11 protein-coding genes, 1 pseudogene and 1 riboswitch are annotated in these 18,145 nt (G+C 70.8%); of the genes and pseudogenes, 5 read left to right on the top strand and 7 right to left on the bottom strand.

Annotation, left to right across the window (positions count from 1 at the left end; translation table 11 throughout):
• Positions 1–12: 12 nt before the first annotated feature.
• Complete coding sequence (locus ACFXQA_RS14940) at positions 13–1,449, bottom strand: helix-turn-helix domain-containing protein (protein WP_394520680.1); 1,437 nt, start codon at positions 1,447–1,449, stop codon at positions 13–15.
• A gap of 110 nt (positions 1,450–1,559) precedes the next feature.
• Here ACFXQA_RS14940 and ACFXQA_RS14935 point away from each other — a divergent pair, with 110 nt between their 5' ends.
• A complete protein-coding gene (locus tag ACFXQA_RS14935; protein ID WP_394520679.1) occupies positions 1,560–3,416 on the top strand; it encodes a phosphoenolpyruvate carboxykinase (GTP) in 1,857 nt (618 codons plus the stop codon).
• A 306-nt stretch (positions 3,417–3,722) separates the two neighbouring features.
• Here the strand turns inward: ACFXQA_RS14935 and ACFXQA_RS14930 are convergent, their stop codons facing one another.
• Together ACFXQA_RS14930 and ACFXQA_RS14925 are read right to left on the bottom strand one after the other, a co-directional pair.
• Entirely contained in the window at positions 3,723–5,633 is a 1,911-nt protein-coding gene (locus ACFXQA_RS14930) for an ABC transporter ATP-binding protein (protein WP_394520678.1), read from the bottom strand.
• A gap of 144 nt (positions 5,634–5,777) precedes the next feature.
• A pseudogene (locus ACFXQA_RS14925) lies at positions 5,778–7,314 on the bottom strand (MFS transporter).
• 220 nt (positions 7,315–7,534) lie between these two features.
• On the opposite strand from ACFXQA_RS14925, the gene ACFXQA_RS14920 reads away from it, so the two are divergent.
• The 4 genes from ACFXQA_RS14920 to ACFXQA_RS14905 are packed head-to-tail and all read left to right on the top strand — an operon-like array spanning position 7,535 to position 14,458.
• A complete protein-coding gene (locus tag ACFXQA_RS14920; protein WP_394520677.1) occupies positions 7,535–10,225 on the top strand; it encodes a hypothetical protein in 2,691 nt (896 codons plus the stop codon).
• Complete coding sequence (locus tag ACFXQA_RS14915; RefSeq protein ID WP_394520675.1) at positions 10,222–12,822, top strand: FtsX-like permease family protein; 2,601 nt, start codon at positions 10,222–10,224, stop codon at positions 12,820–12,822. The genes ACFXQA_RS14920 and ACFXQA_RS14915 overlap by 4 nt, the downstream gene beginning before the upstream one ends.
• Positions 12,819–13,718 carry an ABC transporter ATP-binding protein gene (locus ACFXQA_RS14910; RefSeq protein ID WP_394520674.1) on the top strand — a complete coding sequence of 300 codons (900 nt, stop codon included), beginning with the start codon at positions 12,819–12,821 and terminating at the stop codon, positions 13,716–13,718. Before ACFXQA_RS14915 ends, ACFXQA_RS14910 begins: the two co-directional genes overlap by 4 nt.
• A complete protein-coding gene (locus tag ACFXQA_RS14905) occupies positions 13,715–14,458 on the top strand; it encodes an ABC transporter ATP-binding protein (RefSeq protein WP_394520673.1) in 744 nt (247 codons plus the stop codon). The genes ACFXQA_RS14910 and ACFXQA_RS14905 overlap by 4 nt, the downstream gene beginning before the upstream one ends.
• An 18-nt stretch (positions 14,459–14,476) precedes the next feature.
• On the opposite strand, the gene ribH is transcribed toward ACFXQA_RS14905, so the two are convergent.
• The 4 genes from ribH to ribD are packed head-to-tail and all read right to left on the bottom strand — an operon-like array spanning position 14,477 to position 17,926.
• Positions 14,477–14,953 carry a 6,7-dimethyl-8-ribityllumazine synthase gene (ribH, locus tag ACFXQA_RS14900; RefSeq protein WP_394520672.1) on the bottom strand — a complete coding sequence of 159 codons (477 nt, stop codon included), beginning with the start codon at positions 14,951–14,953 and terminating at the stop codon, positions 14,477–14,479.
• Positions 14,950–16,227, bottom strand: a complete 1,278-nt coding sequence (ribA, locus tag ACFXQA_RS14895; RefSeq protein WP_394520671.1) for a GTP cyclohydrolase II — start codon at positions 16,225–16,227, stop codon at positions 14,950–14,952. The genes ribH and ribA overlap by 4 nt, the downstream gene beginning before the upstream one ends.
• Positions 16,224–16,865 carry a riboflavin synthase gene (locus ACFXQA_RS14890; RefSeq protein WP_394520670.1) on the bottom strand — a complete coding sequence of 214 codons (642 nt, stop codon included), beginning with the start codon at positions 16,863–16,865 and terminating at the stop codon, positions 16,224–16,226. The genes ribA and ACFXQA_RS14890 overlap by 4 nt, the downstream gene beginning before the upstream one ends.
• Entirely contained in the window at positions 16,865–17,926 is a 1,062-nt protein-coding gene (gene ribD, locus ACFXQA_RS14885) for a bifunctional diaminohydroxyphosphoribosylaminopyrimidine deaminase/5-amino-6-(5-phosphoribosylamino)uracil reductase RibD (protein WP_394520668.1), read from the bottom strand. Before ribD ends, ACFXQA_RS14890 begins: the two co-directional genes overlap by 1 nt.
• Before the next feature lie 57 nt (positions 17,927–17,983).
• Positions 17,984–18,138: riboswitch (FMN riboswitch) on the bottom strand.
• Positions 18,139–18,145 lie beyond the last annotated feature (7 nt).

The raw sequence follows: 18,145 nt of genomic DNA, 5'->3' as shown, positions 1-18,145 counted from the left end.
TGCCGAAACCGGTCAGGCGTGCCGGTCGAGAAAGGCGTAGACCTCGGTGTCGTCCACCCCGGGGAAGTCGCCGCGGGGGAGCGGCGAGAACATGTGGCGGTGCACGCGGGCGCTGGGCCAGGCCTTGCCCGCCCACCTCGTCGCCGACTCAGCGGGAGGCCTGCGGCAGCACGACTCATCGGGGCAGTGCGACACCGCGCGCGTCTGCGTCTCTCGGCCGCGGAACCAGCGTGCGTCGTCGAAGGGCACGCCGACCGTGATCGAGAAGTCCCCGTCGGAGGTGGTGCCGGTCTGCGTCGAGCACCAGAACGTGCCGGCGGGGGTGTCGGTGTACTGGTAGTGCTCGGTGGTGCGGTTCTTCTCGGAGAAGGCGGTGCGCGCCGACCAGCGCCGGCAGACGCGCTGGCCCTCGACGGCGCCGGTGACGTCGGCCGGAAGCGGCAGCCCGTCGTTCTCGTAGACCCGCGAGATCGCGCCCGACCCGTCGGCCCGCAAGAAGTGCAGCGCGATGCCGAGGTGGCGCGTCAGCAGGTTCGTCATCCGCATGCCCGCCGCCTCGTGGGTGACACCGAACGCGTCGCGGAAATCTTCGACGGCCAGGTCGCGGTCTTTCTTCGCCTGCTGCAGGAATGCGACCGAATTGCTCTCGGGCATCAGGCAGCAGGCGGCGAAGTAGTTGATCTCGAGGCGCTGCTGCAGGAAGTCTGCGTAGTCGGTCGGCGGTCGGTGCCCGAGCAGCCGGTGCGCCATCGCCTGCAGCGCCATGGAACGCAGGCCGTGGCCACCGGGGATCGAGGCGGGCGGAAGGTAGATGCGGCCGTTCTCGAGATCGGTGACCGAGCGAGCGGAGTAGGGCAGGTCGTCGACGTAGAGCAGCTCGAAACCGAGCTGCTCGGCCATGATGCTGACGGTGCGGTGGGTGAGGGCGCCAGAGACGTGCCCGGCGCTCTTGAGCTGCTTCTCGGCGAGCTTCTCGACCTCGGGCAGGTAGTTGTCGTCGGCCCGCATGCGCAGCCGCAGCTCGGTGTTCGCACGCCGCGCCTCTTCGGGTGTGGCGATGGCCTCGCGCTCGCGTCGCTGCAGTTCGCGATGAAGACCCAGGACGGTCTCGATCGTGTCGTCGGTCATGCCCTTCGTGACTTTCACGGGCGGGAGCCCGAGCTGACGGAAGACGGGACTCGCCTGCACCCGGTCGAGTTCGATCTCGAGCGCGGCGCGACGGTTGGGCGGATCCGCCGACAGCAGCTCTGAAAGCTCGGTCGAGGTCGCGCGGGCGATCTCCTGCAGCAGCGAGAGCTTCGGTTCGCGCTTGCCGTTCTCGATGAGACTGAGCTGGCTGCCGGCGACCCCGACCTGCGCGCCGAGCTCGTCGAGGGTCAACCCGCGGGTGAGGCGCTGGTGGCGGATGCGGTGGCCCAAGGTCGACAGCTCGAACATCGGCGGAGTCATTCCTTGAGGATAGCGAAAGATGCGCGATTCTTATCAGCATCCGATCGTGAAAGTCATGGCCATAGGCGCGAATCTGGATGAAGAACCCCGTTCTGAACGAAGGAGCTCGCATGGCCATCGCCGACACCCTCACCCCTCCCTCGGTGCCCGCAGCCTCGCGGCAGCCCGCTTCGGCGTCGCCGGGCCTGGCTGAGCTGACGCTCTGGGTCGACGAGGTCGTCGCCCTCACGCAGCCCGACCGGGTGCACTGGGTCGACGGAAGCGCCGTCGAGCACCACGCGCTCATGCGCGAACTGGTCGACGAGGGCAAGCTCATCAAGCTCAACCCGGAGTGGCGGCCCGGGTCGTACCTCGCCCGCACGCACCCCGGCGACGTCGCCCGCGTCGAGGCGCGCACCTTCATCGCTTCCGAAGACGAAGCAGACGCCGGTCCGACCAACAACTGGGTCGCCCCCGACGAGATCCGCCGCACCCTCGACGGGCTGTTCGCGGGGTCGATGCGCGGTCGCACCCTCTACGTCGTGCCGTTCTCGATGGGCGCCATCGGCGGACCCCTTTCGCACATCGGCGTGCAGCTCACCGACAGCGCCTACGCCGTCGCCTCGATCGGCATCATGACGCGCGTCGGTACGGCGGTGCTGCGCGAGATCGAGAACGGCGCACCCTGGGTGCGCACGGTGCACTCCGTCGGCGCGCCGCTCGCGCCGGGGGAGGCGGATGCGGCGTGGCCCTGCAACGACGAGAAGTACATCGTGCACTTCCCCGACACGCTCGAAGTGTGGTCGTTCGGTTCGGGTTACGGCGGCAACGCGATCCTGGCGAAGAAGTGCTTCGCCCTGCGGATCGCCTCGGTGATCGGACGCGACGAGGGATGGCTCGCCGAGCACATGCTGCTCATTCGCGTGATCGACCCGGCCGGGCGCGCGTTCCACCTCGCCGCAGCGTTCCCGTCGGCGTGCGGCAAGACGAACCTCGCGATGCTCCGCCCGACGATCCCGGGCTGGAGGGTCGAGACCCTCGGCGACGACATCGCCTGGATCCGCCCCGGCGCCGACGGCCGAATGTGGGCGATCAACCCCGAGGCCGGATTCTTCGGTGTCGCGCCGGGCACGGGAGAGTCGACCAACGTCGCCGCGGTGGAGACCCTCTGGGGCAACACCATCTTCACCAATGTCGCCCTCCGCCCCGACGGGGATGTCTGGTGGGAGGGCCTCACCGACGAAGCACCCCCGCACCTCACCGACTGGCGCGGCGAGCCGTGGACGCCCGAGTCGGGGCGCCCCGCCGCGCACCCGAACTCGCGGTTCACCGTGCCCGCGGCGCAGTGCCCGCAGATCGCGGACGACTGGGAGGCTCCCGAAGGGGTGCCGCTCGACGCGATCATCTTCGGCGGGCGCCGGGCGACCAACGTGCCGCTCGTCCTCGAGGCCACTGACTGGGCGCACGGCGTGTTCCTCGGATCGACGATCTCGTCGGAGAAGACCGCCGCGGCCGAGGGCACCGTCGGCGAGCTGCGCCGAGACCCGTTCGCGATGCTGCCGTTCTGCGGATACAACATGGCGGACTACTTCGCCCACTGGCTCAACGTCGGCGAGAATCTGCGGTTCGACCGCGCACCGCGGATCTTCCAGGTCAACTGGTTCCGAAAGGGCGCCGACGGCGGCTTCCTCTGGCCGGGTTTCGGTGAGAATGCGCGCGTGATCGACTGGATCATCCGCCGCATCGACGGCAGCGTCCCCGCGGTCAGCACCCCGATCGGGCGCATCCCCGACACCGCCGACCTGAACCTCGCCGGCCTCGATCTGCCCGCCGCCGACCTCGCCCAGCTGTTCGAGATCGACCCCGCGTCGTGGCTGCAGGAGGCCGACCTCACCGAGGACTTCTACGCGAGCTTCGACGGACGCATCCCCGCCGCCCTGCAGTCCGAGCTGTCTGCCCTGCGCTACCGCCTCCGCGCTGCGTCCTGAGGCGGGCGGCGCCCGGCCGAGTGGCGGTGCGGCGCCCTGCCGTGCGGCGGTGCGGCGCCCGGCCGTGCGAGGGTGCGGCGCCCAGCCGCGCGGCGGTGCGAGCTGCACATCGGGGTGCCGCTCGTGCTGCGCGCCGCCGCTGGCGCGGCCGTCGTTCGCACTAACTCAGGCTGAGTGCGATGCCGCCGTGCAGCGACCCCCGGATTCGCGGGGAAGTCGCGACCGCCCTCATCTTTCAGCCTGAGTTAGTGCGGGGGAGGGTGGCGCCGGCGCCCGAGCGGGCCGGGGTCGGCGGGCCGGGGCGGCTCAGACCAGCAGTTGGTGCCGGGCGAGGTCCCGGTACAGGGGGGTCGACTCGACGAGTTCGGAGTGCGTGCCCTGCCCGACGACACGACCGTCTTCGAGCACGACGATGATGTCGCTGTCGACGACGGTGGAGAGGCGGTGTGCGATCACGATGAGCGTGCGCCCCGCGGCGACCGCGTCGATCGCGTCGCGCATGCGCTGCTCGTTGAGCCCGTCGAGCGACGAGGTCGACTCGTCGAGGAGCAGAATCGGCGGCGCCGCGAGCAGGGCTCGGGCGATGGCGAGGCGCTGGCGCTCGCCGCCCGAGAGCATCACGCCCGCTTCGCCGACGGGCGCGTCCACGCCGAGGGGGTTGCGGGCGAGCACGTCGCCGAGGTTGACCTCGTGCAGCACGCGCTCGATGTCGGCATCGGATGCTGCGGGCGAAGCGAGCCGCAGATTCTCGGCGATCGTTCCAGCGAGGGTCGGTGCGTCCTGCTCGACGTATCCGAGGCGGCCGCGCAGTTCGTCACGATCCAGCGCCCGCACGTCGACGCCGTCGAGGAGGATCGCCCCCTCGGTCGGGTCGTAGAACCGCTCGATCAGCGAGAGGGTCGTGCTCTTTCCGGCGCCCGAGGGCCCCACGAGTGCCACGCGCGCGCCGCGCGGCACGCGGAACGACACCCCGCGCAGTACTTCGCCGTCGGTCACGTGCGGGGTCGCCGGGTCACTCGGAAGCTCGATGGCCGTGGTGTCGAGGTGCGCGCTCTCGAGAGCGGCGATCGCCTCGGTCTCCGCCTTGCGGCGGGCAGCGACCACGTGCTCGGGGTAGGCGAAGTGCACGTCGCGGAACTCGATCGCCGTACCGGGATCACCGGTTGCGGGCAGAGCATCCTGGGCCACGCGCGCTGCGATCGCCGCGTCGTTCTGGGCCTCGACGGGCAGGTCGATGACCTCTTGGATGCGGCCGAGGGCGCCCAGCGCCTGGTTCACCGAGGTGATCGCGCCGAAGAAGGTGCCGAGCGGACCGACGAGGAAGAAGAGGAACATCACGAAGGTCACGAGCGACGCGATCGAGATCGCTCCGTCGGCCACACGGAACCCGCCGACGCCCAGGACGACGAGCAGTGAGACCTGCATGGCGACGCCCGCGATCGGCACGACGAGTGCCGAGACCTTCGCGATGCGGACCCCGATGCCGTACGCCTCAGCGGCGACGCCCGTGATCTGCTCCGCCTCGCGCTCGGTGGCGCCCGAGGCGCGCACGGTGCGGATCGAGCCCACGGCGCGCTCGACTCCCGAGGCGAGCTCGCCGACTTTCTCCTGTTGTGTCGCGGTGGCCTTGCGGATGCGCCCCGACAGGAGGGTCACACCGGTGATCGACACCCCGATGACGACGACGATGAGGACGAGCAGCACGGGGTCGATGATCGCCATGGCGATGATCGCGCCGACGAAGATCAGGGCGCTGCCGACGCTGTCGGCGAGTCCCTGGGTCAAGACGGCGTACAGCAGGGTGGTGTCGGTTCCCACGCGAGAGACGAGGTCTCCGGTGCGGCGGGCGTCGAACTCGCTGATCGGGAGGTGCAGGATCCGGGCGATGAGCTTGCGCCGACTCGAGTAGACGACGGCCGTGCCGGTGCGCTGCAACAGGTAGTGCTGGTATCCCGAGATGACCGACGACACCACCACCAGTGCCACGATCACCCACACGAGCGATCCCAGGGTGTCGCCGTTCTGCACCAGATCGATGACCTGCCCGACGAGCAAGGGCTGCGCCAGGGTCGTGGCGGCACCGACCACGCTGAGGAGGGCGACGACCACGAGCACCTTCTTGTGCTCGAACAAGAACGGCAGCAGCTGGCGGAAGCTCGCCCGGGGGCCTTCTTCGGGGGCGCGGCGGCCACGGCCGATGCGGGCGGGGGTGGACATGCCGGTACCTCGTTCGTTCGTCGTCGGGTTCGTCCCTTCGACCGTACTTCGTGCGTGCGGCCTGTCGGGTCGCTTCGGACGGGACAAGAGAGAGGCGGATGCTGCGCGGTGGCGAGACCGCGCAGCATCCGCCCCCGTTCGGCTCTACTCCGACGCGGTCGAGCTGACCCCGAGGTTCTCGTTGTAATCGAGGTCCTTCGTCTCTTTCGACAGCAGAAGCGCGATGAAGGTCAGCACTCCCATCGCCGAGAGATAGACGCCCACGAGCCAGGGGTTGCCGCCGCCGAGCTGCCACAGCCCGAGTGCGACGATCGGTGCCAGCGCGGCGCCGAGGATCGACGACACGTTGTACGAGATCGCCGAGCCCGTGTAGCGGACGTTGGTGGGGAACAGCTCGGGCAGCAGAGCGCCCATCGGCCCGAAGGTCGCACCCATGATCATGAAGCCGAGCACGAGGAACGCCTGGGTGAGCGCACCGGTGAACTTCGGGTCGGCCTGCGGCGACAGGAAGACCGAGAAGGTGAGTCCGAACACGATGATGAGACCGGTCACCCACAGGAGCAGGCGGCGCCGACCGATCGAGTCTGCCAGGGGTCCGGAGAGCAAGGTGAAGATGCCGAAGAAGATCACGCCGATGATCTGCATGATGACGAAGTCGGTGTAGCCGAACCCGAGCCCCGGGTAGAACTGCGCGGCGAACGCCGCCTCGTCGTACGGTGCGCCGCCGTTGTTGGCCGCGGCCTGGGCCGCGGCGGCCGCCGTTTCGAGGCTGGCGGCCTTCGTGCCGTACGACAGCGTGAAGTTCGTCATCAGGTAGAACAGCACGTAGGTGGCGAGCATGATGAAGGTGCCGAGGATGAGCGCCTTCCAGTGGTGACGCAGCACGACGCCCAGCGGGAACTTGCGGATCGCACCCTTCTTCTCCGCCTTCGCGAACGACTCCGACTCGACGAGCCGCAGTCGCACCCTTCTTCTCCGCCTTCGCGAACGACTCCGACTCGACGAGCCGCAGTCGCACCCAGAGACCGACGATCACCATGACGGCGGAGAAGAGGAACGGCACACGCCATCCCCACGCGAGGAACTCCTCGGAGCGCTGACCGGCGCCGTCGGGGTGCGGCAGTGCGAAGTTGATCAGGAGGAAGACTCCGTTGGCGATGATGAAGCCGATCGGGGCGCCGAGCTGCGGGAACGTGCCGTACCAGGCGCGCTTACCCTTCGGGGCATTCTCGGTGGCGACCAGGGCCGCGCCCGACCATTCGCCGCCGAGCGCGAAGCCCTGCGCGAGGCGCATCACGAGCAGCAGCACAGCCGCCCACGGTCCGAGCACGTCGAAGGTCGGCAGGCACCCGATCAAGAAAGTGGCGACACCCATGGTGAGGAGCGACGCGACGAGCGTCGCCTTGCGGCCGAAGCGATCGCCGAAGTGGCCGAACACGACAGCGCCGACCGGACGCGCGATCATCGCGGCCCCGAAGATGCTGAACGACAGCAGAAGCGCGGTCGTGTCGTTGCCGGTGGGGAAGAAGAGGATCGGGAAGACGAGGACGGCCGCGGTCGCGTAGACGTAGAAGTCGTAGAACTCGATCGTCGTCCCGACGAGACTCGCGGCGATGACCCGTGAGCGCGGGTTCGCGGGAGCCGAGGCCGTCGGAGCGGTAGGGGATGCAGAGGTGGTCACGGAAAAGCCTGTCGGTCAACGCGGAGAGACGCTCGTTCGGCGATGCGTCGCGGTGGGCGGATGGCGGCGCGGTGTCTGCGCCGGGTTCGACGCCGGGTCACCTGTGTGCGGCGGTCTGGTCGCCGACGCACGATCTCTCATCTTACGCGCGCACGACCGCGGGGTCTGGCCCGCGGAGGCCTCATGACTCGCGCGGTGCGCGCAAGACCACTATCGTGCGGTGAGTCATCGAGTCGACGGAGAATTCGTGCACACCGCTTCGTTTCTCCCGCGCCGCGCGCTGGAAGCGGCGGCGGGGGCGGTCATCGCGGTCTCGGCATTCCTCGCCGTCGTGCTGCCGCTCGCCGTGAGCGACGCCGTCGACACGCTCGCGCAGACCGCCATCGCGACGGCCCGCGGCGCTGACGTGACGCTCACGATCGGGCTGCCGGTCACCGATGACCCGGGTGAGCAAGACCGTGCCGTCCGCGAGGCCCTGGCGTCCACGCTGGGCCCGAACGGTGCGGGCCTCACCCTCGACGTGACCCGCGCCGAGCCCGATGGCGAGGGTCTCGCGCAGTGGGTCGTGCAACCCCGCGCCGACGCGGTGACGGCCGCGGCTCTGGACGCCGTACCCGCCGCTTGGCGGCAGATGCGCGCGACGCTCTCCGAAGCGGGAGCCGACCCGTCTGACACCGAGCTCTCGGGAAGCCTCGTCCCCACGGCGCTCGCCGTATCGGGCCAGGCCGGTGCGCTGCGGAGCGCGGCGCCGATCGCTCTCGCCGCCGCCGGGGTGATCGCTGCGATCGCCGCCAACGAGATCGCTCGGCTGCTGGCGGCCCGGGGCCGGCGGCGCACGAGTCTGCTGTGGTCACGCGGTGCGCGAACCCGGCGTCTGCTGAGCGACGCGACCCTTCCGAGTGCGGTGGCCATGCTCATCGGCGCCGTCGGCGGAGCGCTCGGCGGCCTGGCGGTTGCCGGGCACCTGCCGCTCGACGTCTCGCGCGCCGCGGTGCTGGTCGTGCCCGCGTTGACGGCGGCCGTCGCCATCGCCCTCGTGGCCGCCCACGCGTATTCGTCGGTGCGTGCACTCGAGAGACCCGAAACGACCGAGCGTGTTCGATCGCGCAGGGCGGTGGGCATCACCGCCCTGCTGCTGCTGGTCGCCGCCGCCCTCTTCTCGGGGTGGCAGTTGTTGCGTCAGGGTGCCGATCCGGCTCTCGAGACCGCCGGTATCGCCCCCGTGGCTTTCCTTGCACCGGCGGTGGCTCTCGTGGCGTTCGTCGTGGGGGGCGTGATGTTGCTGGCGGTCGTGCGTCGTCCGGCCGGACGGGTGGTCGGCGCTCGCCTCGGGCCCTTCACGGCACTCTGGACGCGCGGGGCGTTTCGCCGAGGCGCGATATCGGTTGCCCCGCTGCTCGTGTGTGCGCTCGCGCTGGGGCAGTTGATCGTGGCGGCCGGGTTCGCGGGGTCGTGGACCGCGCGGTACGACGCGGTCGCCGCGTCGCGCTGGGGAACCGCGCTGCGACTCGATGCGGGAGGGCTGGGGATCGACTCCGACCTGCTTCGCGCGGTCGGGGCGCTGCCGGAGGTCGAAACTGTCGCACCCATTCGTGCCACCGAAGACTTCTTCGCGGCGCAGTCGGCGTCGATCCTCGCGCTCACGGCGCCTGCCGTGGCCGAGCTCGCCGCCGGGTCCCCTGCCCAGCGCGAGGAGTGGGCGGGTGTCCTCGCGCCGTCGACGCTGCCCGGATGGACGGTCGAGGGGGGAACCACGGTCGAGCTCACCCTCACCGGAGGGGGCTCCTCCGAGGCGATGACCGCGACGGTCTTCCTCGGTGACGAGAACGGCGAAGTGGTCGAGGTCGACAGCACGGCGGCAGACGCAGCGGGAACGGCCACGGTCGAAGTGCCGGCGGATGCTGCGCAGTGGCAGCTCTTCGCCGTGCAGGTCGCCGCACCTCCGCCGGCGATTGCCGACGGCGGCCAAGGGGGCGGCACCCGTCTCACCGTCGGGCTCGAAGCGGGCGGCCGCGTGCTTTCGGTCGCCGGATGGTCCGCTGTCACGATCGGCACCCGACCCGTCTCGCTCGATCTCCAGGGATCTGGCGCGCTCGAGGTCGTCCTGCCGCCCGGCGAGGCGGGGGCGCGGTTCTTCGCCGGATTCGACGACGGCCCGTTGCCCGTCGTGGTCTCGGCGGAGTTCCTCGAGGTTTCGGGGTTGACGCTGGGCGATCGGTTCTCGTTGTCGCTGTGGTCGGCGACCGACACCACGGTCGAGATCGCCGCGGTCACGCCGGCTGTTCCGGGCGCCGCCCGCCCGGCGGCGGTGATGATCGACGCCTGGGGGCCGCTCGTCGGCGCGCTGGCCTGGTCGGATGAGCTGCCCGCCGTCACCCAGGCGTGGATCGCCCCCGCCGACGGCACCGCGGACGCGGCCGATGCGTTGGGCGAGGTCATGCCAGACGCCGTGCGCATCGATGGCACGGCGGTCGACACCGCGCGGGGCATCGTTCAGGCCGCGCCCGTCGCGATGTGGTGGGGCGCGTGGGGAACCGCCGTCCTGGCGCTTCTCGGTACCGGGGCCGTGTCGCTCGCCGCGCGCGATTCGCTCGCCTCGGAGGCGAGAGCGTTGCGGAGCATCGGCATGCGCGCCCGCACTCGCCGCGCGGCACGCGTGGTGGAGCGCACGGCGGTCGTCGCCGCGGGCCTTCTACTCGGCGGCGTGGGCGGGTGCACGGTCGTCCTCGTCCTCATTCCCTCGCTCGTTCGAGGCGCGGCGGTCAGCGAGAACATCGGCCCGGCGCTCGCGGTGATCGATTCCACGACCCTCGCGGCCTCGATCGCCGTCTTCGTCAGCGCCCTGTCCGTCGTTGTGGCGCTCGCCGCCTCGCGAGAGCCACGACCGAGCAGACCGGGCGGTGTCGGATGAGTCGCCGACTCCGCCTCCTGTCGCACCGGATAGGCCCGCATCTCGCACCGCTCGTCTTGACGGCGGTGCTCATCGCCGTGTTGGTCGCCGGCGCTTCGGGCCTGCCTCGCGCGCTCGCGATCGCCGATGACGCGCGTGTGGCCGCCGCGCTCGATTCCACGCGTTCTTCGGCCGCCGAGATCGTCCTCGCGACCGAGTGGGCAGACGCCGAAGGTGCCGACGCGATCATCAAGTCTCTGTCGGGCGTCGCGAGGTCGTTTCCGACGCGGCTGGCCGAACCCCTCGGCGGAGCCATCGGCGGGCGGGGGTGGAACGTCGTCCTCGACGCCGTCGACATCGACGAGCCCCGGCCTGGCGGCGACGTCGTCAAGCTCCGTCTCGGCGTCGACAGTGACGCGCTCACCACCGCATCCGTCATTGACGGCAATCTGCCCGCCGCCTCGAGCAGCGGCGGGCGCCTCGAAATCGCGCTCACCCGAACGGTCGCGGAAGAGCTCGGGGTCGCGGTCGGTCACGTGTTCTCGTCGGGCGGACTCGAACTCGTGGTCGCGGGCATCGTCGACCCCGCGCCGGGCGACGCCGTGGCCAGAGTCCACCGCGCCGTGTTCCTCGACGTTGCACGAGAGCCCCTGCTGAACGGCAGCACCGTCCTCACCGCGGGGGTCTGGATCGATCCCGAGAGTCTCAGCGTCCTCGATGGATTCGTTCTTCGCGCGCAGCTGACGGCGTGGTACCAGGTGTCGGCCGAGAGCCTTCGCGCGTCCGATGTCGAGGCACTGAGCACCGAACTCCGCGCGGCGGTGAGCGGGGGCGCGACGCTCAGCAATGGGCAGAGTCTGAGCGTCACTTCGCGGCTCGCGTCGATCCTCGACCGGGTCGTCGCCGCGCAGTCGAGCACCTCGGCCCTCGTCGGGCTCCTCTCCTCCGGGGCTTTCGGCGCGATCGTCGTGGCCGCGGGGATCGCGGCGGGCGCGTTCGCAGACCGCCGGGCACCGGCCAGGAGGCTCCTCGCCGCACGGGGGGCGGGCTTCACACGGTCGTTCGTCGACGGTGCCGTCGAGACGGCTGTCGCGGTGATTCCGGGCGCTGCCCTCGGTGCGATCGTGGCGGTCGCCGCAATTCCGGGGCCGGTGGGCCCGGACGCTCTCGTGGCCCCGGTCATCGTCGCCGTTGGAGCGACCCTCGGGGGTGCGTTGCTGGCCACGCCGCTTCCTCCGGCCTGGCGGCGTCCGGTCAGGGTCGGCGCCGACATCCTCTTCGCGGTGCTGGGCGTCGGAGCCGCGGTGAGTCTGACCACCGCTCGCGGGTTCGCGGCGACGGGCGCGAGCGTCGACCCTTTCGTCGTCTCGGCGCCGGTATGGATAGGCATCGCCGGGGGCATCGGGGCGGCACGGATGCTTCCGCTCGCCCTTGTCGCCGTCGAACGAGCGCGTCGTCGAACCGCGTCTGCGGCCTCGAGCGTCGCCGCGGCGTGGGCGGCGCGGCGACCCGCGGCGGTCGCCCCGCTCGTGGCCATCGTGGTGGCGCTCTCTGCGTGCGTCTCGTCGCTGGTCGTCGGTCAGACCCTCGCCGATGCCTTGACCGTTGCGGCCCGGGATTCGGTCGGAGCCGACGCTCGCATCGTCGGCGGCGAGCCCTCGCTCGACGCCGTCCGTTCCCTCGCGGGGATCGAGAGCGCGGTCACGGTGTCGACCCTCGATGCCGCACGGCTGACCGATGACGGCAGGTCGCGCGCGGCCGAGATCTTCGCCGCCGACACCGCCGCACTGCACCCCGTGCGTCCAGACCTGCCCGTGCTGCAGCCGGGCGAGGTCGCCGCCGCCCCGTCGCTGTCGGACGCGCTGAGCGGGGCGGTCGAGATCGGCGGGGCGGGGATCGCCGCGGGCGAGAGCGAGGGAGTGGACACCGGGGGAGCGAGCACCGTCGCCCTGAGGGCGCGCATCGTCGATGCGTCGTTGCCCGTGCCCGACGGCCGGTGGGTGCTCGTCGATGACAGCACGCTCGGCGGACCGATCGTCGGGCGGTCGAGCTTCATTTTGATCCGCTTCACGAGTGATCCGCCCGCCGATGTCGCCGACCGGCTGCGCGAGATCGCCGGACCCGATGCGACCGTGCTCGTGGTCTCGGAAGAGAGGGCGGCGGGGGCAGCTCGTCCCGCCGCCGTCATGCTCACGGGGGTGCTTCTCGCCGGCGCTCTCATTCCGATTCTGCTGGCGGCACTGGCTGTCGCCGCTTCTGTCACCGCGGGTGGCGCCGAGCGCGCGCGGATGCGGGCGGTGTTGCGCCTCCTCGGACTCCCACCGCGTGGGCGGTCGCTCCCTGTTCTGTGGCAGGTGGTCCCCGTCGTCCTGGCGGGGTCCCTCGCGGGAGGCGTCGTCGGCATCGCCGTCTCCGCCCTGATCGCCTCTGTCGCCGACGTCACGCAGGTCGCGGGCGCCGACCTCGCCCTCCGCGCAGCGCCCCCGTTCCCCTGGGCGGCCGTGGCACTCGCCGTTGCGGGCGGCGCCGTCTTCCTGACCGCATCCGGTCTCCTCGCCTCTCTCCCCGGTGCGCGGCGATCCCGCCGTGCACCCGCCCGAAACGGAGCAGCTTCATGATCACGCAGCATCCGCATCTCATCGAATGCACCGACGTCGTGCGCATCTACCGGGGCGCGGGCGTCGAGGTGCAGGCCCTTCAGGGGCTGAACCTGCGGGTCGAGCGCGGAGAGCTCACTGCCATCGTGGGCGCGTCGGGGTCGGGCAAATCCACCCTTCTCGGCATCTTGTCGGCCCTCGACGTAGCCAGCGCCGGAAGCGTGAGGGTCGGCGAGCACGACTTGATGGCGATGAATGCGGCCGAGCGCGCCAAGTACCGCCGTGAGACAGCGGGGTTCGTGTGGCAACAGACCGCCCGCAACTTCATCGAGGGGCTCACGATCGTGGAGAACATCGAGCTGGCCGCGTCGCTCGCGTCAGGGGGGCGTCGCCGCCGCGCGCAGGCGGTGCACGATGTCGTCCAGCTTCTCGGCATCGCCGATGTCGCCGAACGCTCGCCCGCTCAGGTCACGGGCGGCGAGCGCCAACGGGCCGCCATCGCCGTCGGGCTCGTGAACCACCCCGAGGTGCTGTTCGCCGACGAGCCCACCGGTGAGCTCGACGAGCGCAGCTCCGAGCAGGTTCTCGCTGCGATGCGCGCGGTCAACGCCGAAAGCGGGGTGACCGTGCTCATCGTCACGCATGATCCCGACGTCGCCGATCACGTTCGCCGAACGGTGCAGATTCGAGACGGACGCACCTCGACCGAGGTGCTGCGCTCGACGCGCGTCGACGAGGGCGGGGTCGAGCGGGGTGTCGCCGAGGAGTTCGTGGTGCTCGACCGCGCAGGTCGGCTTCAGCTTCCCCACGACCAGCTCGCTCGCCTCGGCTTGCGCGACCGGGTGCGCCTCGGATTCGAGGAGAGGCATATCGAGATCCACCCCGGTACCGACGCGGCAGACGGAGACGTGCGATGAGCGGCCCGGTCGTCCGCGCAGAAGGGCTGGGCCGCACCTACGGGAGCGGGCCCACGCGGACGGTGGCGCTCGCCGAAATCGACCTCGAGGTGTACGCGGGCGAGGTCGTCGTCGTCCGCGGCCCGTCGGGGTCGGGGAAGACCACGCTTCTCACCCTGCTCGCGGGCCTCGACGTCCCCGACACGGGAACGGCATGGATCGACAAAGTAGAGCTCGGGACCGCAGCGGAGCCGGAATCGGCACGGGTGCGGACCGAGACCCTCGGGTTCATCGCGCAGGATTTCGCGCTCATCGAGATGCTGACCGCGGCCGAGAACGTCGAACTGCCGTTGCGGATCGCCCGCACCCCCGTCGCCGACCGCGACGCGCGCGTGGCCGAAGCCCTCGGCGCCGTGGGACTCACCCCGCACGCGGGCCAGCGCCCCGACCAGCTCTCGGGCGGGCAACAGCAACGCCTCGCCATCGCCCGTGCGCTCGTGCACCGCCCCCGTGTGCTCCTGGCTGACGAGCCGACGGCGCAGCTCGACAGCGCGAGTGCGCTGACGGTGATGCAGCTGATCGCCGAGCGGGTGCACCGCGAGAACATGGCCGCGGTGGTCACGACGCACGATCCCGAACTCACGCGCATCGCCGATCGGGTGATCGAGATCCACGGTGGCCGATTCGGCCCCGCCGCTCCGGCGACGTCGCGAGCAGAAGCACGAAGAAGGCGGATGCTGCGCGGAGAAGCGCCCGCGTAGCATCCGCCTCCCTTCGGGTCAGATGCCCCGCAGGTCTCGCAGCACGAGCGCAGTGCGCACCGCAGCATCCGCCGCTTCCGCGCCCTTGTCTTCTTTCGAGCCTTCGAGTCCGGCGCGATCCAGTCCCTGCTGCTCGTCGTCGAGGGTGAGCACCCCGAAGCCGACCGGGCGCCCCGCGTCGATCGCCACACGGGTCAGCCCGTCGGTGGCGGCCGAAGAAACGTACTCGAAGTGCGGGGTGCCGCCGCGGATGATCACGCCGAGCGCGACCACGGCGTCGGCACCGCCCTCGAAGGCCGCCTTCGCGGCGACGGGCAGCTCGAACGATCCGGGCACCCGCACCAGTCTCCAGTCGGCGCCGGCCGCATCGAGCACCCGTCGCGAACCCTCGATCAGACCGTCGGTGATCACGTCGTGCCAGGTGCCGGCGATGACGACGACCGTCAGCCCCTCGGCGCGCAGTTCGGTGGTGGTCGGTGCTCCTTTGCCGCTCATGAGCCGGCTCCTTCTTTCATCTTCTCGAGGGCATCGCTCAGGTCTTGCTCGGCGATGATGTGCCCCATGCGATCCCGCTTGGTCGTGAGGTACTGGTGGTTGTTCGGGCCGACCCCCACGAGGAGCGGAACCTGCTCGACGATCTCGAGTCCGAGGTGCCGCAACTGCGAGACCTTGTCGGTGTTGTTGGTCAGCAGGCGCACCCGCTCGATTCCGAGGTCGGCGAGAATACCGGCGGCAGCGGCGTAGTCGCGCGCGTCGGCCGGGAGCCCCAGTGCGAGGTTCGCATCGACCGTGTCGAGCCCGCGCTCTTGCAGGCTGTATGCGCGGAGCTTGTTGATGAGGCCGATGCCGCGGCCCTCGTGCCCGCGCATGTAGACCACGACCCCGCCCTCCTTGTCGATGGCGTCGAGCGCCGCGTCGAGCTGAGGACCGCATTCGCACTTGAGGGACCCGAACGCCTCGCCCGTCAGGCATTCGGAGTGCACGCGCACGAGCGGAGCCTCGGTCGACAGATCGCCCGAGACGACCGCGATGTGGTCGGTGCCGGTGACGCGATCCTTGTACGCGAGAAAGCGGAACTCGCCGTGCGACGTGGGCACCTGTGCCTCGGCGCGAAGACTCACCCGGCGTTTGTGCCGGTCGGTGGATGATGCCGTCGCCGGGGCGATCTCGTCGAGGTGGGCGATGAGCTGCTCGATGGTGATGACCGGGATGCTGTCGCGCTCGCCGAGCTCGATGAGGCCCGGCAGACGCATCATGCTGCCGTCTTCGGCGACGATCTCGGCGATCGCGCCCACGGGAGAGAGTCCCGCGAGCTGCATGAGCTCGACGGCGGCCTCGGTGTGCCCGCTCCGCTCGCGAACACCGCCCTCGACGGCGCGAAGCGGCAGGATGTGGCCCGGCCGGTGCACGCTGGTCGGAACCGAAGCGGGATCGGCGAGCACGTTCAGCGTGCGCGCCCGGTCGGCCGCGCTGATGCCGGTCGTGACGTTCGTGGCGGCATCGACGCTGACGGTGTACGCGGTGCCCCGAGCGTCTTGGTTCACCTCGACCATGGGCGGCAGATCGAGCCGGTCGGCCCACTCGGCGGGCATGGGAGCGCAGATGAAACCACTCGACCAGCGCACGGTCCACGCGATCCACTCCGCCGTCGCGCGCTCGGCCGACAGCACGACGTCGCCCTCGTTCTCGCGGTTCTCGTCGTCGGAGACGATGATGGGCCGCCCGGCGCGGAGCGCGTCGAGAGCCTCGGGGATGGTGGCAAGGCTCATCGGGAGCCTCCTTCGTTCGAGGATTCCGTGGGTGAGGAGAAGGCGAGCAGGCGCTGCACGTGGCGCGCCAGGATGTCGGTCTCGAGGTTGACGGGGTCGCCGGCCTTCGCCCCGCCGAGGGTTGTCGCCTCGAGGGTCTCGGGGATCAGCGACACCTCGAGCCATTGCGCCGCTTCGTCGGCGGCGCTCACGGCGCTGACGGTCAGAGAGATGCCGTCGACCGCGATCGAGCCCTTGTCGACGACGAGCGGTGCGAGGGCGGCGGGAATGCCGATACGCACGACGCGCCACTGCTCGCCGGGGCGCACCTCGAGCACCTCGCCCGTGCCGTCGATGTGGCCCTGCACGATGTGGCCGCCGAGACGCCCGTGGGCGGCGGTGGCACGTTCGAGGTTGACCGGGCGCCCCGCGGCGACGCCCGCGAGGGTCGACATGTCGAGGGTCTGCTTCATCACATCGGCGGTGAACCAGTCGGTGCCCTGATCGACGACCGTGAGGCAGACACCGCTGACCGAGATGGAGTCTCCGTGCGCCGCATCCGACACCGCTTTGGGGGCGTTCACCGTCAGGCGCACGCCGTCACCCGAGGGGGCGACCGCGGTCACCGTGCCGATCTCTTCGACGATTCCGGTGAACATCAGACGACTCCTTCAGCGGCGGGGTGGGCGACGACGAGAAGGTCGGGGCCCAGGGGTGTGACGGATGCGACATCGAGGCGTCGCTGGGATGCGATCGTGTCGACGCCCAGGTAGCGAAGGGCCGGACGGTCTCGGCCTTCGGTTCCGGAGCCCAGCAGCGTCGGGGCGACGTAGACGAGGACCTCGTCGACGAGGTCTGCGCGGAGGAATGCGGAGGCGATCGTCGGACCGCCCTCGACGAACACCCGCTGCACTCCGAGTTCGCGCAACTCCTCGAGCAGCGAAGGCGCGTTCGGGCTCTCACCGCCGAGGTTCTCGCCGGAGCGATGCAGGACGGATTTCGGATGCTGCCGCACCGCGGCGTCGTCGGGAATGGCGCGGGCGCCGAGCACGACGGGGATAGGCTGCGCGTCGTAGAGCGACCCGTCGGGCCGCCGTGCGGTGAGGGCGGGGTCGTCGGCGAGCAGCGTGCCGGTGCCCACGACGATCGCGTCGGCCTGTGCACGGCGGCGGTGCACGTCTTCGCGGGCAGCGGGCCCGGTGATCCACCGGCTGGTGCCGTCGGCGGCGGCGGCGCGGCCGTCGAGGCTCTGCGCCCACTTGACGGTCACGTGCGGACGACGCAGTCGCTGCACCGCGAGCCAGCCGTCCAGCAGCGTCCGTGCGTCGTCGGCGAGCACGCCGCCCTCGACCTCGACACCGGCGGCGCGCAGGCGCTCCGCGCCGCCGGCCGCGGGAACGTTCGGGTCGGCGATCGCGTAGACGACCCGTTCCACGCCGGCGTCGAGAAGCGCGACGGCACAGGGACCGGTGCGGCCGATGTGATTGCAGGGCTCGAGCGTGACGATCGCGGTCGCACCGCGCGCTTCACCCTCGGCGAGCTTCGACAGTGCGTCGACCTCGGCGTGCGCCGTGCCGGCGCCGCGATGCCACCCTTCGGCGAGCACGTCGCCAGCGGGGGAGAGGAGGACCGCTCCCACCTGCGGATTGACGCCTCGGGGTCCGCGCCGGGCAAGGCTCAGCGCATGGCGCATAGCCTCGAGCTCGGCGGTGGTGGCCATCGGTCTGTCTTCCTTCCGGCGAATCCGGGTAGGAAGAAGGGACAGCACGGCGTACCGTGCGTGCTTCCTCCCATCCGGACTGACGACGATCTCTCGTCGCATCACCGTCGGTCCCGGAATCCCACCGGATCAGCCCGCAGCGCCCTCTCGGGCATTGCGGGTTCGCGGACTGTCACCGCCGGTTCGGATTCTCACCGACCCCGGAGCACGTGTGTGTTG

It is taken from the genome of Microbacterium shimangi (assembly GCF_043556445.1).
In the GTDB taxonomy this organism is placed as follows: domain Bacteria; phylum Actinomycetota; class Actinomycetes; order Actinomycetales; family Microbacteriaceae; genus Microbacterium.
This window is presented reverse-complemented; position numbering and strand designations above follow the sequence as displayed.